Origin of the sequence: Mesorhizobium sp. M0663, assembly GCF_040320585.1 — a bacterium.
Classification (GTDB): Bacteria; Pseudomonadota; Alphaproteobacteria; order Rhizobiales; family Rhizobiaceae; genus Mesorhizobium.
In genome coordinates this window covers 249,017-262,688 of sequence record NZ_JAMYPX010000002.1, presented here as the reverse complement: position 1 = coordinate 262,688, position 13,672 = coordinate 249,017, and the positions used below count along the sequence as shown (strand labels likewise).

The window sequence follows — 13,672 nt, the reverse complement described above, 5'->3', positions numbered from 1 at the left end:
CAGGGACACGCCCTTGCTGCTCCGTTCCACGCTCATTTATGCTCCGGCGATCCTGCTGACGCGAATTTCGGCGCTGCTCCTGCTGGTCGTCGTGACGCGTTTGATCGACCAGACCGAGTATGGCCTGCTCACCCTGGTGGTGACCGTCGGCGAAATGACCGACATTGCCGTCACCAACTGGCTGCGCATCGCCTTGCTCAGGCTTGGCGGCAAGGGCGAAGTCAGCCGCGGCAGCCTGATGCTGGCCGGGCAGGTGTTGCTTGCCACCACGGCACTGGCGCTGGTCATATCGGTAGGCGCGTCGGCGGTGATCGTGCCTGAACGCTGGGTCGAGTTCGCGATCGCAGTCTGCGGCTATCTGGTCGCCGGGTCCATCAGCCGCTTCGCGTTGACGGTGCTGCAGATGCAGCAGCGCCATTCGGTCTATTCGATGCTCGAAGCCCTGCGTGCCCTGCTGCAACTCGCGCTGCCGATCGGCGCTATCCTTATCTTCCAGGATAGCTTTCTGACGGTATCGCTCGGCTCGAGCTTCGGCGCCTTGATTGCCGGCATCGTGGCGGGCATCATGGCATCGCGACGGCTCGTTGCCGGTCCGCCGCGCTTCACCCACAGGGACTTCTTTGCGCTCGGTGTGCCGCTGATCATCATGGCGCTGGTAGGCTTCGGGCTCAACAGCGCGGAGCGTCTGTTCCTCAAGATCTATTACGATGCCAGCGCTGTGGCGATCTTCGCCGCAGCCTATGCGCTGGCCCGCCAGCCGATCGACATGGTCGCCAACGCCATCAACATGGGCGCCTTTCCCGAGGTGGTCAGCCGGTTCGACGAGGATGGGCCCGCGGCGTCGGGCCGGCTGCTGTCGCAACTGATGGCGCTGACGATGCGGCTTTGCCTGCCTATTGCAGCGATGCTGGTCGCGCTCAGCAGCGATATCACCGAGCTTATGCTGCCCTCGCAATATCACGGCCGCTTCGGCCTGCTGTTTCCGATCATTGCCTTCAGCGTGCTGTGCGCCAACCTCACCAGCTTCGTCTATGGCGTCGTGGTGCACGCGCACAAGCGGCCGTGGCTGCTGATCATCGCCAATCTCTTCGGCTCGGTGGCAACAATCGCATTGTCCCTGCTGTTGATCCCCCCGATGGCGGAGATCGGCGCCGCTTTGGCGCTGGCGGGCGGCTCGGTGGTGGGCTCCATAACCTGCATCATCATCAGCGAGCGGCTCACACCGGTGCCGGTGCCATGGCGCGACATCGGTGTCTCGGTGGTCATCTCGCTCAGCACGGGGGTGGCCGCCAAGCTTGCCAGCATGGTGCCCGGCGACGTGCCGGCAATCTTCTCGCTTGTCGCCGGCGGCACTGCCGGTGCTGCGGTTTTCTTCGGGCTGACCTCGTTGTTCCACCCTGTGGCAGCGACGCAATTCGTCGCCCAGCTGCGGGCGCGGCTACGGATCGCGTAAAGCGAAGTCCAGGGTCAACGCCTGTTTTGTGGGGGAACGCGAAACTATAAACCGGCGTTTCGGCGCCAGCGACGCTCCCAGAACTCCCGGCACAGCAGTCCCGCATAGGCAGTGTTGGTGTCGTAGTAGCGGCGCCACAAGCGTCGCGGCTCCTGGACGACGCGGAACAGCCACTCCAGGCCGGCCGCTTGTATCAGCTTCGGCGCACGGGCAACCTTGCCCCCATAGACGTCGAAACTGCCGCCCACGCCCATCACGAAGCTTGAGGCGAGTTCATCGCGGTAGCGTTTGAGAAAGCGTTCCTTGCGCGGTGTCGGCATGGCCACCAGCAGGCAGTCGGCGCCCGAGGCGTTGATCGCCGCGACGATCCCGGCCTCGTCCTCCGGCTTGAAATAGCCGTTGCGCATTCCCGCTATGACGAGGCTCGGATGGTCCTTGGCAAGTCTCACTACAACCGCGTCGAGAACGTGCTGTTCGGCCCCCAGCAGATACGGCCTGAATCCACGCTTCGCGCAGAGGCTCAGCAGATTGATCATGATGTCGACGCCCGCCACCCGCTCGGGCAGCGCGACGCCGCACAGACGTGCACCCCAAAGCACGCCGATGCCGTCGACATTGACCACGTCCGCCCCGGCCACGTCCTCGCGCAGCTCGGCATTCTGGCGCATGGTCACCAGCTTGGCGACGTTCACGACCACATGATGCAGCGGCCGCCCCAGGGTCATCGCCTCGTCGGCGATGGCCAGTGTCTCGGCCATGGTCAGCGCATGGATCGGTGCACCAAGGAACTCCCGGCGCCGTGATGCCAACAGGGAATGCTGCGCCCATGCCGGGGCGTGCGCGTTCATGCGGCCTGCTCCCTTGCAAGCGTCACTTGTGCGACCTCTGGTTTCTTGCCTTCGATGCGGGCGTCGGGCTTGCGTGCCTTGCGCCACGTCCACAGACCCCTCGTATCGACGAGCTTCTTGTCCTTGAGCGCTTCGGGGTCGACCAGATTGAACTGCCGATGGTCGACCAGGAGGACGACGATATCGGACTTGTCGATGGCCGAAAGTGCGTCGGTGAACACGATGCCCCTGCCCTCGAGCTCATGCGGCAGCGCATTTGTGTTGGGTTCAGCCGCAATGATCTTCACATTGGGGATATCGGACAGAAGTTTCACCACCTTGACGGCCGGGCTCTCGCGCAAATCGTCGATGTTGGCTTTGAAGCTGAGGCCAAGACAGGCGATCGTCTGTTTGCGGGAGGGGTCGAGCAAGGCCTCGATATCCCTGACCACCGACATCGGCCGTTCGGAATTGATCCGGCGTGCCGAAGCCATCAGCCGCGTGCTGTTGGGTGCGGCGTCGATGATAAAATATGGATCGACCGCAATGCAGTGACCGCCAACGCCCGGGCTCGGCTGGAGGATGTTCACGCGAGGGTGTCGATTGGCGAGATCGATCACTTCCCATACATTGAGCGACAGATCCTGACACACGGCGGCAAGCTCGTTGGCAAAGGCGATGTTGACGTCGCGGAACGCGTTCTCGGTCAGTTTCACCAGCTCAGCACTTTCGGCCGTTGTCATGAACAGGTCGCCGGTGACGAAGGTCGAATAGAGTGCCGCGGTCCGCTCCGACGATTTGCGGGACAATCCGCCGATCGAGCGATCGTTGTTGATCAGCTCGGTCAGCACCTTTCCCGGCAACACACGCTCGGGCGAATAGGCGACCAGCACATCGGCGTCTTCGCCATGCTGGACAGGAAATTTGAGATCAGGCCGCAACTCGGCAAGCAGCCCGGTCATGATACGCGTGGTTCCAACCGGCGATGTCGATTCCAATACCACAAGGTCTCCCCGCTTCAGCACGGGGGCGATGCTTCGTGCCGCCGCGAGCACGTAGGTCACGTCCGGCTTATGATCGTGGGTCATCGGGGTCGGCACGGCGATGATATAGGCGTCCGCCGGCTGCGGCGTGCTGTAGGCCATGAGCTTGCCGTTCGCCACGACCTTCTGGATTAGACCGTCAAGGTCCGGCTCGACGATGTGGATTTCGCCGCGGTTGACCTTCTCGACCACCGCTCCGTTGACATCGACGCCAATGACGTTGAGCCCGCGGCTGGCGAAAATGGCGCAGGTCGGCAGGCCGATATAGCCCATGCCGATTACGGAAACGGTTTTGATTTCAGCCATGATGCAGCAGTTCCTCAACAATCCGGTTACTGGCCCGGCCATCGCCATATGGGTTGTGTCGTTCCGCCATGCCGCGATAGGCAGCCTGATCGTCGAGCAGGCGATTGGCGTTGAACAGGATTTTCTCGACATCGGTGCCGACAAGACGGGCGGTGCCGGCCACGATCCCCTCCGGTCGCTCGGTATTTTCGCGCATCACCAGCACCGGCTTGCCGAGCGAAGGCGCTTCTTCCTGCACGCCGCCGCTATCAGTAAGCACCAGATAGCTCTGCTTCTGCAGGTACAGGAACGGCAGATAGTCCTGCGGCTCGACCAGATGGATGTTCGGCACGCCTTCCAGCTCTGCGTTGACCACCGAGCGCACATTGGGGTTTGGATGGACAGGGTAGACGATCTGCACGTCTCCGCGCGCCGCCAATCCCTTCAACGCCGTACAGATGCGCTGGATGCCGCCGTCGAAATTCTCGCGGCGATGTCCGGTGACGAGGATCATCTTCTTGGAAGGGTCGAGGAAGGGGAAGCTGGCAGCGAGCTTCGCGTTCATCAGCCTGTCGGCATCGATCGCGCTTGAAAAATGCAACAGCGTGTCGATCACCGTGTTGCCGGTCACGAAGATGGTGCTTTCGGCCTTTCCTTCGGCGATGAGGTTGTCGCGCGCCTGAACGGTCGGCGCAAAATGCCAGGTGGCGATGTCGCCGGCAATCTTGCGATTCAGTTCTTCAGGAAACGGCGAGTTGATGTTGTGGCTGCGCAATCCTGCTTCGACATGAGCGACCGGGATGCGTTTGTAGAAGGCAGCCAGAGCCGCGGCCATCGCCGTGGTGGTGTCGCCCTGTACCATGACGATATCGGGCTGCGACTTTTCCAGCACCTCGGCCATGCCCAGGAGCACGCGCGAGGTCACGTCGAACAGCGACTGGCCGGGTTGCATGATGTTGAGATCGTGATGCACCGGCAGGCCGGTCAGCTCGACAACCTGGTCGACCATTTCACGATGCTGGGCGGTGATGCATATTTCGGTGATGAAGCCTGGATGAGCAAGGGCGGCACGCGCCACTGGAAAGCATTTGAGTGCCTCCGGCCTAGTGCCGAACACGATCAGCAGTTTCTGCCTGGATGGCAGTTTTGGACGTGAAAGGACGTTCATCGCTGATCCTGGTCGCCTGCAGCCTTCGGGACATGCCGACTATTGCCCGCAAGAGCCATAATAGCGCCGGAAAGCGCCTTCGTGATCTCAATTCTTAATATATGATTAACAACCAAGGCCGCGTTCTCCCGGTTTAACTCTTGTGAAAGGTTGGGCTGACAAGTAGTCTATGACAGTAGTCTTGAAAAAGAATATATTGGATTGACTAATATTTTAATCATCGGCCACGCCGACACATCCCGGCGCTGGGAAAATGAGCTTCTGGCGCGGTTGAGTGCAGCTGGACATGCGGTTTCGAGTTGCCGCGCGCCGACGCCTGAACCCAATGCGCGCACGATGGATAACGTGCTGGCGCTCGAGGGCCGGCGCTTCGGCCCCTCACTGGCAAGCCGTTCCCGGCCGTTGCCGTCCGGCGACACCGGCCCAGTCGATCTTATGGTCGATCTCACCGCTACCGCCGCACGACGGGGCACGCCTGTCCTGACGCTCGAATTTTGCGGCCAAAGCAGCTTTGCCGCGGGCATGACCGAGATGCTGGCGAGCGGGCGGCTGCCCGAACTCACCGCTCGGCTCGACGGCGTTGCCGTCGCCAGAGCGCGGCCGATGATCAGCGACAGGTTGTGGCTGTCTCGAACCAGCAACGACCTGCTCGCCGGCGCCATCTCCCTGATTGCCCAATGTGTCGCCCGCTTTTCCGCGGGCAAACTTGCGCCGATTGCCGAGAGCCCGGCGCCGCCCCTGCAGAAAGGCGGATTTATCGGGCGCTATCTGCCCTTTTTCGGCAGGGGGTTGGTCGACCGCGCCGTGCAAAAACTGCGACGTGGTCGGCGCCCCTTCTATTGGCAGGTTGCTTATCGGCTGATCGACGGTCCAGGCGTCGCCGAAACCGGACAGCTGGATGGTAAGCCGTTCACCGTGCTTGCCGATGACGGGCAGCGCTTCTACGCCGATCCGTTCGTTCTCGAGCGCGACGGCCGTCATTTTCTGTTTGTCGAGGAGTTTCCCTACTCCACCGGCCGCGGGGTGATTTCTGTCGCTGAACTTGGCACCGACGGCACTTTCGGCGTGCCGAAAGTGGTGCTGGAGGAAGCGCATCACCTGTCATATCCGCAGGTGTTTGCTCACTCCGGCGAGATTTTCATGATCCCTGAAAGCGCTACGGCGCGAGAACTGGTGCTCTACCGTGCCGAGCAGTTTCCTGATCGCTGGGTACGCGATACGGTGCTGATGACGGACAGGGATTTCAACGACGCCACGCTGCTCGAATCCGACGGTCGCTTCTGGCTGTTGGGGACTGAGCGGTTCGGTCACGGCAGCGCGTCCGACACGATGGCCGTCTATTCCGCCCCGGCGCTGCGTGGGCCGTGGGCTGCGCACGCGCTCAATCCCGTCGCAGTCGACCACTCCGCCACTCGGCCGGGCGGCGCCTTTATCCGCCAGGGCGACGCTTTGCTGCTGCCGGTGCAAAACGGGTCTAGAGCCTATGGCGGCGGCCTGGGATTGATGCGGCTGGATCGGCTTGATGATTTCGACGTCCGTTTTGAACTGCCCCGCTCAATCGATCCCGGGCCGGCATGGGCTCGGTCCGGCATTCACACGCTCAATCGCGCGGGCGGTGTCGAGGTCGTGGACAGCGCCGGCTGACCGGATCCGAGGTCCGTGCTTAACGAGATCCAGCCGGGTTTGGGCTGGATGCAGCGGCCGAAGGCATGCTCTCGAGCGAGCCTCCATGGGGCTGCTTCCTGTAGGCAAGCAGCAACACCACGATGATCGTCATGTCCGGCGTTTTTGACGAAAGCGCGTTGTTTGACAGCGCGGCAAGCAAGAACGTTATGGTGCCGATCCATGCCGGCAGCGGCGCCCCGCGCAGCAGCCGGAAGACGAACCAGAATATCAGCGCTGTAAACAGCAGGGCTATGGGCAGGCCGAAGAGCAAGATAATTACCACCGGCGCGCTTTCGATGTAGGGCAGATGCAGCTTCTGCCGGACGATCGCCAGCAGGTCGTCAACGTTCATGCCGAACAGGATGTCGTTCCAGCTGACCAGTCCGAACACCTGATAAATGGTCACCCGGGCCATGAAGTTTTCGTCGAAGATGGTGTTGCTGAACCGATTCAGCAGACCGCCCGCAAACAGTACCGCTACGAGCACCGCGCCACCCGTCACGGTGAACATCAGCACGACAAATTTGGCCTGCCGCTCATATTTGAGCGACAGGCCCGGCCAAGGCACGAACAGCAGCAGAATGAGGATTTCGCCGGTGGCGAGCATCAGCGCGGCGCGAGCGCCCGATGCAGCGCAACCGATGAACAACAGGAAGATCGCCATCACCCGCGCCCATATGCGCCAGTGCGTCAGCGGCACGAATCCGATGGTTGTGGCGCAGAGCGCGCCCAGTGCCAGCGGATGGGCCGACAGGCCAGTTGGCCTGAATTGCAGTTCGTTCAACCCATAGGGCAACAGCCGATGTTGACTCACCGCCTCGATGGTGCCGATGACAGCGCTCAGGATCGCCATTCCAAGCACGACGTCCCCCAGCGCCCGCCGCACCTCTGCATTCAATGCCAGCATCAACAGGCCTGTGGCGCCGGCCACCAGATAGGTATCGATGATGAACCCGGAGGAGCCCGCACGGCCGGTAACGAACAGATAGGGCACCAGCGCGAACATCAGCACCGAATAGCGGATCAACGCCTTGAATATTCCAATTTCGTCGCCGTGCAGCAGAAACGGCCGGCTGAAAAGAACGATAGGAAGCAGCAGGATGATCGCATAGGTGCCGAAATGCAGCTTCTCGTAGAACGAGCCTCCCTGGGCCGTATAGTCGACGACCATGTTCATCACCTGCGGTGATACCGTAAAGCGAAGCAGGAGCGCGAACGCTGCGCATAGGAAAAACAGCAGCGACAGCGCGTTCTGACGGCGCGCTCGGCTGGACGATAATCGTTCCGAAGCGGCAGCGGGATAGCTCATGGCCCATCCAAATGGCGATATTCGAACGGCATTCTGGGCAACGAAATCCCTTCAACGTCCGCCGGACGGACAGCGTGAGCGGTAAAATGGGCCAACTTGGAAAATAAGATGTTAACGATGTTTCTGTAGAGCAGGCCAAGCGTAATGATTTAACAAGGGTTGTCACCATGTCTGCCGGTTCCGGCACACCCCCTATCTCCGCGACGGCTTCCAATAACAGTGCATTCGAGCGTATCGCCAATGCACGGCGCAGGGCATTGCTGCAACAGCATGGCCCAGTCGCGGCGCTAAGCTCCGCGCCGGTGACGCCGCAACCTCCAGAGCCTGTCGCAACGGTGACCCTGGACAAGATCGGCGATTTCCTCGAGCTCGATTTTCGACGCCTGTTCGTCTGGCTGCGGGCCGGCCTCGCCCTGGCCTTCATGCTGGCGGTAATCGGCGGCATTGTCGGCGGCGCCTATGCATTGCTGAGCAAGCAGCGTTACACCGTCACGACCGAGGTCCTCATCAACCCATCCAATTTGCAGGTTGTGGAAAACGACCTCTACTCGCAACCGGGCCAGGTCGATAGCCAGCTGCTCAGCACGCGCAGCAAGCAGCGCATCCTGACCTCGGGCAACGTGCTTTCCCGTGTGGTGGACGAACTGAATCTGACTCACGATCCGGAGTTTTTCGATCCGGACCGGAGCACATCCTCGTCCGGCGCCGTGGCGAAGCCCGACCCGGGGCTCATCGCCTTGAAGAACCTGGCGGACCGGGTAGACGCCATCGCGGATCCGACCTCGTTTGTCACAACCCTCTCGGTATCTGCGGAAACCACCGCCAAGGCGATCCTGATCTCGCAGGCCATAGTCAAAAACTTCCAGGAAGAACTGGCTAAGGCGGAAGCTGCCGGCGCCAGCCGTGCCGCGGCTGCCCTTGACAGCCGGCTTGGCCAACTCAAGAGCGACGTGCAGGCAGCCGAAGAGAAGGTCGAGAGCTACAGGCGCAGCCACAACCTGTCGTCCAGCAATGGCCAGCTCGTCAGTTCGCAGACGCTGACGCAGCTCAATGGCGAAATCGTCGATGCGCAATCGCGTGTCATCGCCGCGCAGGCAAGCTACGACGCCCTGGTTGCCTCCGGTATCAACGGGGCCAATCCCGACCCCACGGTTTCGGAAGCGCTCGCGGCGCTGCGCGACAGGTCAAACAGCCTGCGGCAGCAGATCGATTCACAGTCGATGACCTTCGGTCCGCGCCACCCGACGATTGTCAGGCTCAGGACGGAACTCGAGACCGTCAACTCGCAACTCCGGGCCGAGTTCTCCCGCACCATCGGCACGGCAAAGGCCAGCCTGGACAAGGCCGGGGCCTCGTTGGCTTCTCTCAACGCCAGGATGAACGATCTGAAGAGCAATGTATTCACCGACAGCGAATCCGAAGTCGCCCTGCGTGAACTTGAACGCGATGCCGCCTCGAAGAGAGCGGTCTATGAGAGCTTCCTGTCACGTGCGCGCCAAATCAGCGAGCGCGAGCAGATCGACACCACAAACGTACAGGTGATTTCGACCGCGGTGCCCCCGCCAGCGCGCTCATGGCCCCCGCGCACTGCCCTGGTGGCAGGCGCAGGAGCGTTCGCAGGCTTTGCCCTGGGCATGCTGCTGGCCATCGGCATGGGCATCATCCGCGACATGCGCCGGCCGCCGAACCGATCAGGCCTTGCCGCCAGCCGAGCCTGAAGCAAGGTATGGTGAAGCGCATCGTTTTCCACATCGCCAGCCTGAGGGGCGGCGGCGCCGAACGTGTTTTCGTCCTGATGGCAAATGAACTGGCGTCGCGTGGCCACGAGGTCACGCTTTTTACCTGGAACGCGGAAGGCCCTAACGCCGCGCTGCGTTCAGCTGCCGTGCATCTGGTCGACTTCGGCCTTCTCTTGCGCGGCGAGGGTTACGCCAAGTCGGCGACGCTGAAAGGCATCGTGCGAAGCGCAAATTTGTTCCGCCGCCTTGATCCTGATGCGGTCTATAGCGCCCCGGAATTCGCCAATCTGGTGATGGCGCTGTCACTCATGTTGGCCAGAAGCCGGGCAAAATTCTTTCCAAGCTTCCATGCCGCCGCCTCGCTGCCTGCCAGCGGCCTCGGCGCGAGGCTGGCGATCTGGCTTTCCGCGCTGGTTGCAGCGCGCGCAACCAAAGCCATCGCCGTTTCAGCGGGTGTCGGCCGTGACATCATCGCCCGCGGCTTCCCCGAATCCAAGGTCGTCGTCATCAATAACCCGCTGCCGCCGGCTGAAGCACCGCCGGGGACTTCCTATGCCTGGCAGGCAGCGTTGGCGGCGATGGGCGATGCGCCGGTCATTGCCACCGCCGGGCGCCTGGTGCCGGTCAAGGACCACCGGACTTTGCTGCGGGCCTTCGCTGCCCTGCGCGCCGGCCGCCCCGCCCGGCTTGTTATCTTCGGCGAAGGTCCGCTGGCTGCCGAATTGCACGCCTATGCCGAAGAGACAGGCATAGGCGGGGACGTGCTCTTTGCCGGCTATGTCAACGATCCCGCGGCTTGCTATGCCGCGGCCGATCTGTTCGTTCTGTCATCGACCAGCGAAGGCTTTGGCAACGTCTTGGTCGAGGCCATGGCCGCCGGTGTCCCCGTAATCTCCACCGATGCTCCGCATGGCCCGCGCGAAATACTCGCTGACGGCCGTTTCGGCACCTTGGTGCCGGTCGGTGACGCCGCGGCCCTGGCGAAGGCGATGGCCGAGATGCTGGACCACCCCACCCCTGCTGCCGTGCTGAAAAACAGGGCGGCGGATTTCACAGTCGACAAGATTGGCGATCAATACGAAGCGTTGCTCTAGTCGTTACGCACTGCCAGCAGATCGCGGTTGGATGCGGTCGACGTGGTCGGGCTTTGATTGCGATAATCTCTTCACGGGCTGGGGCGCAACGAATTTATCGTGAGGCATTCCCTCGTTCCTTGAGTTGTTGGGCGAGGAAATCCTTGACCGAATCGAGAACCGCATCCCGTTCATGAGATACGCCTGGCAGCAAATCGAAGCGCACGCGCGCCCCCGCCTCCTCGAACGATCGACACAATGCCATGAGGCGTTCCGGCCGTGTTCGCCCCGCATCGTTGGCGCCCGGCATCCAATGGGTGCTGCCTTGGACATGAGTGATCTCCCAAGTCTCCAGGTCAGCGTCGCCGACGATCATCTGGAAAGGCACTTTTGCCAGCGCTGCGGCATCGAAGGTGATGCCGAACTTCTCCGGCAGATCGCGAATGCCCACCCACCAGTCACGCGTCGGATCGAGCAAGGTCACCGAGCCTGGCGCGCCGATTGAGGCCGCCCAGAGCCTGTCGGGATGCAGGATAGCAAAACGATGCGTGAAATGCCCGCCGCCGGAAAATCCGAACATGGCAAAGCGGCTCCAATCCTGACTGTATTTGGCGCTGACCTCCTCAACCATGGCGAGCAGCACCTGATCGTAGCGTATGTTGCCCTCGAGCAAATATTTGTATCCGCTGCGGGCATCATCCCCGAGAACGCCGATTGGGAACAGCGGACACAAAACGGCGCAGCCGTTCCAGCGTCCGAACTCGGAAAACGCATCGCGGAATCCAAGAAAAGAGGTGCGGCCGGTGCCATGGACAGCGACCATCAGATCGACTTTGGCCCCTTCCCCAACCGCGGGAGGCACATACAGGCAATAGTGAAAGCGCGGGTCTGATTTGGAAGCAAAGATGGCGGTCGCGCCAAGGTCATAGGTAGCGCGACCGCGATCCGCGACAGGCCCCTTGGCAACGCTTGTCAAATCGATAACTCCTTAATAGGCCCGGCATTCCGGCAACAATATACCGGTCGGCCGACCTCGTGAACTGGAGGCGCCTCCAGGCAGCCGCGAGGAGGACCTCGTCGTGCATCGGAAGCAGGGCGCCGGCGGGGCGATCAGGGGCAAAAAGAATGCCTCCGCCAACGCCTCGGGAAGCCGCCATTAACTTTTCGTTAACCATGCCGGGCTAGCCTTAACCAATCAGTAAGGACTCGCCTCTGTGACCTGCGTCTCTCCCATCCAAAACAAGTCCATACGCTTTCGAGCGCGCTCGTTTGTAGCCTTCACCCTCACCCCTGAGGCCCCGCTAGGGGAATGGCTGCAAAGCCTCGATCACTGGACCGAAAACTCTCCCGGCTTCTTTGCCGGCCGCCCGGTCGTGCTCGATCTGAATATACTCAAGCCCGAGGTGGGCGAGATGCGGGATCTGGTCTTACAACTCGCGGAGCGCGGGATTCGCATCTACGCGATCGAGGCCGATGGCAATGTAGCTCTCGATGCCGATCTGCCGCCGCTCCTCGTTGGCGCCAAGGAGGCCACCGCCGACGCGCTTTACGTGCAGCCGCACCCGAAGGCCGCAGCTGAGGCCAAGACGGAAGAGCCGCAGGCGCCGAACTCATTGATGATCAAGGCACCGATCCGCTCCGGCCAGTCGATCTTTCATCCCGATGGCGATGTGGTCATTGTCGGCTCCGTCAGTTCCGGTTCCGAGATCATCGCCGGAGGATCGATCCACGTCTACGGCACGCTGCGTGGACGTGCGTTCGCCGGCGCCACGGGAAATTCCGCGGCTCGCATCTTTTGCCGGAAAAACGAAGCCGAACTTCTGGCGGTGGACGGCTGGTACCGCACTGCCGAGGAGATGGACGCCTCCTCGCGAGGAAGGCCGGTACAGGCCTTTCTCGAGGACGGCGCACTTTGCGTCGCACCGCTCAACTAACAACATTGGAGGCACAAATATGGGCAAGGTAGTGGTTGTCACATCCGGCAAAGGGGGTGTCGGCAAGACGACCTCGACGGCCGCTCTCGGCGCCGCGGTCGCGAAAACCGGCAAGCGGGTGGCTCTCGTCGATTTCGACGTCGGCCTGCGCAACCTCGATCTGATCATGGGTGCCGAGCGGCGCGTTGTTTTCGATATCGTCAACGTCATTCAGGGAACCGCCAAGCTTTCGCAGGCGCTGATCCGTGACAAGCGACTCGAAACGCTGTTCCTGCTGCCGGCCTCGCAAACGCGCGACAAGGATGCTCTCACCGAGGAAGGCGTCGCCGATGTCATCGACAAGCTGCGATCGGTTTTCGACTACGTCTTCTGCGACAGCCCAGCCGGCATAGAGCGGGGCGCGCAACTTGCCATGCGCTTTGCCGACGAGGCGGTAATCGTCACCAACCCGGAAGTGAGCTCGGTCCGCGATTCCGATCGCATCATCGGCCTGCTCGACTCCAGAACGATGAAAGCCGAGCAAGGTGAATCGATTGTCAAACACGTCCTCGTCACGCGCTACGATGCTGCGCGCGCTGCCCGCGGCGAGATGCTGAGCATCGATGACGTGCTCGAGATCCTGTCGACGCCCTTGCTGGGAATAATTCCCGAGAGCCAGGACGTGCTGCGCGCATCCAATGTGGGCGCGCCGGTTACGCTCAGCGAAAACACCAACCCCGCCGCACGCGCCTATATCGACGCGGCAAGAAGACTCGAGGGCGAGGACCTGCCGGTCATTCTGCCTTTCGAGCGGAGGGGCCTCCTCGACCGGCTGTTGGGAAGGAGGGCAGCATGAACCTGCTCGATATCTTCAAGCGCCGCGGCAGCGCGCCGGTGGCGCGCGAACGCTTGCAACTGCTGTTGGCTTACGAGCGTCGAAGCCGCAACCAGCCCGATCTCGTCTCGGTGTTGCGCGAGGAGATCATGGCGGTGATCGCCCGGCATGTTCAGGTCGACCAGGATTTCCTGCAGGTGAGCATGGATCACGGCGAAACGACGTCGAGATTGGAGATCGACATCCAGATCCCCAACAAGGTCGCAATGCCCATGGCCGCGGCGTTCTAACGGAATCCTCCGGCCAGGGCTTGCGTCGGCTGCTGCCGAGGTTGCGGCGCCGTGGTTGGCGTGTTTGACCCG

12 protein-coding genes are annotated in these 13,672 nt (G+C 61.9%); 7 read left to right on the top strand and 5 right to left on the bottom strand.

Translation table 11 applies throughout. The features are described 5' to 3' along the window. The first annotated feature begins 13 nt into the window (after positions 1-13). Positions 14-1,453, top strand: coding sequence for a lipopolysaccharide biosynthesis protein (locus tag NKI54_RS04465; RefSeq protein WP_352690767.1), 1,440 nt, complete (start codon positions 14-16; stop codon positions 1,451-1,453). 44 nt (positions 1,454-1,497) lie between these two features. Here the strand turns inward: NKI54_RS04465 and NKI54_RS04460 are convergent, their stop codons facing one another. The 3 genes from NKI54_RS04460 to wecB are packed head-to-tail and all read right to left on the bottom strand — an operon-like array spanning position 1,498 to position 4,776. Continuing rightward, positions 1,498-2,301, bottom strand: a complete 804-nt coding sequence (locus NKI54_RS04460) for a WecB/TagA/CpsF family glycosyltransferase (RefSeq protein WP_031211886.1) — start codon at positions 2,299-2,301, stop codon at positions 1,498-1,500. Next, complete coding sequence (wecC, locus tag NKI54_RS04455) at positions 2,298-3,629, bottom strand: UDP-N-acetyl-D-mannosamine dehydrogenase (protein ID WP_352635903.1); 1,332 nt, start codon at positions 3,627-3,629, stop codon at positions 2,298-2,300. The genes NKI54_RS04460 and wecC overlap by 4 nt, the downstream gene beginning before the upstream one ends. Then, entirely contained in the window at positions 3,622-4,776 is a 1,155-nt protein-coding gene (wecB, locus tag NKI54_RS04450) for a non-hydrolyzing UDP-N-acetylglucosamine 2-epimerase (RefSeq protein WP_352635901.1), read from the bottom strand. The genes wecC and wecB overlap by 8 nt, the downstream gene beginning before the upstream one ends. Positions 4,777-4,977: 201 nt before the next feature. Here wecB and NKI54_RS04445 point away from each other — a divergent pair, with 201 nt between their 5' ends. Continuing rightward, the gene (locus tag NKI54_RS04445) at positions 4,978-6,420 is read left to right on the top strand and encodes a glucosamine inositolphosphorylceramide transferase family protein (protein WP_352690766.1); all 1,443 of its coding nucleotides are present in this window, start codon (positions 4,978-4,980) and stop codon (positions 6,418-6,420) included. 19 nt (positions 6,421-6,439) lie between these two features. Here the strand turns inward: NKI54_RS04445 and NKI54_RS04440 are convergent, their stop codons facing one another. Next, positions 6,440-7,750 carry a VpsF family polysaccharide biosynthesis protein gene (locus NKI54_RS04440; RefSeq protein WP_352635899.1) on the bottom strand — a complete coding sequence of 437 codons (1,311 nt, stop codon included), beginning with the start codon at positions 7,748-7,750 and terminating at the stop codon, positions 6,440-6,442. Between the two features lie 167 nt (positions 7,751-7,917). On the opposite strand from NKI54_RS04440, the gene NKI54_RS04435 reads away from it, so the two are divergent. Continuing rightward, entirely contained in the window at positions 7,918-9,468 is a 1,551-nt protein-coding gene (locus tag NKI54_RS04435; RefSeq protein ID WP_352635897.1) for a GumC family protein, read from the top strand. A gap of 8 nt (positions 9,469-9,476) precedes the next feature. After that, entirely contained in the window at positions 9,477-10,583 is a 1,107-nt protein-coding gene (locus tag NKI54_RS04430) for a glycosyltransferase (RefSeq protein WP_352455346.1), read from the top strand. A gap of 94 nt (positions 10,584-10,677) precedes the next feature. Here NKI54_RS04430 and NKI54_RS04425 read toward each other — a convergent pair whose 3' ends face one another. Next, a complete protein-coding gene (locus NKI54_RS04425) occupies positions 10,678-11,538 on the bottom strand; it encodes a hydrolase (protein ID WP_023677154.1) in 861 nt (286 codons plus the stop codon). A gap of 238 nt (positions 11,539-11,776) precedes the next feature. Between NKI54_RS04425 and minC the strand changes: the two genes are divergently transcribed. The 3 genes from minC to minE are packed head-to-tail and all read left to right on the top strand — an operon-like array spanning position 11,777 to position 13,600. Beyond that, on the top strand, positions 11,777-12,496 hold the full coding sequence (minC, locus tag NKI54_RS04420) for a septum site-determining protein MinC (RefSeq protein ID WP_352587357.1): 720 nt from the start codon (positions 11,777-11,779) through the stop codon (positions 12,494-12,496). Positions 12,497-12,515: 19 nt separating this feature from the next. Continuing rightward, the gene (minD, locus tag NKI54_RS04415) at positions 12,516-13,331 is read left to right on the top strand and encodes a septum site-determining protein MinD (protein WP_023677152.1); all 816 of its coding nucleotides are present in this window, start codon (positions 12,516-12,518) and stop codon (positions 13,329-13,331) included. Continuing rightward, entirely contained in the window at positions 13,328-13,600 is a 273-nt protein-coding gene (gene minE, locus NKI54_RS04410) for a cell division topological specificity factor MinE (RefSeq protein WP_023677151.1), read from the top strand. The genes minD and minE overlap by 4 nt, the downstream gene beginning before the upstream one ends. Positions 13,601-13,672: the final 72 nt, after the last annotated feature.

What these genes read in the sequence shown, in the direction of transcription:
- NKI54_RS04460 (WP_031211886.1), bottom strand. Translation starts at nt 2,301, where the DNA reads ATGAACGCGCACGCCCCGGCATGGGCGCAGCATTCCCTGTTGGCATCA.
- minE (WP_023677151.1), top strand. Translation starts at nt 13,328, where the DNA reads ATGAACCTGCTCGATATCTTCAAGCGCCGCGGCAGCGCGCCGGTGGCG.
- NKI54_RS04440 (WP_352635899.1), bottom strand. Translation starts at nt 7,750, where the DNA reads ATGAGCTATCCCGCTGCCGCTTCGGAACGATTATCGTCCAGCCGAGCG.
- NKI54_RS04430 (WP_352455346.1), top strand. Translation starts at nt 9,477, where the DNA reads ATGGTGAAGCGCATCGTTTTCCACATCGCCAGCCTGAGGGGCGGCGGC.
- wecC (WP_352635903.1), bottom strand. Translation starts at nt 3,629, where the DNA reads ATGGCTGAAATCAAAACCGTTTCCGTAATCGGCATGGGCTATATCGGC.
- NKI54_RS04435 (WP_352635897.1), top strand. Translation starts at nt 7,918, where the DNA reads ATGTCTGCCGGTTCCGGCACACCCCCTATCTCCGCGACGGCTTCCAAT.
- minD (WP_023677152.1), top strand. Translation starts at nt 12,516, where the DNA reads ATGGGCAAGGTAGTGGTTGTCACATCCGGCAAAGGGGGTGTCGGCAAG.
- wecB (WP_352635901.1), bottom strand. Translation starts at nt 4,776, where the DNA reads ATGAACGTCCTTTCACGTCCAAAACTGCCATCCAGGCAGAAACTGCTG.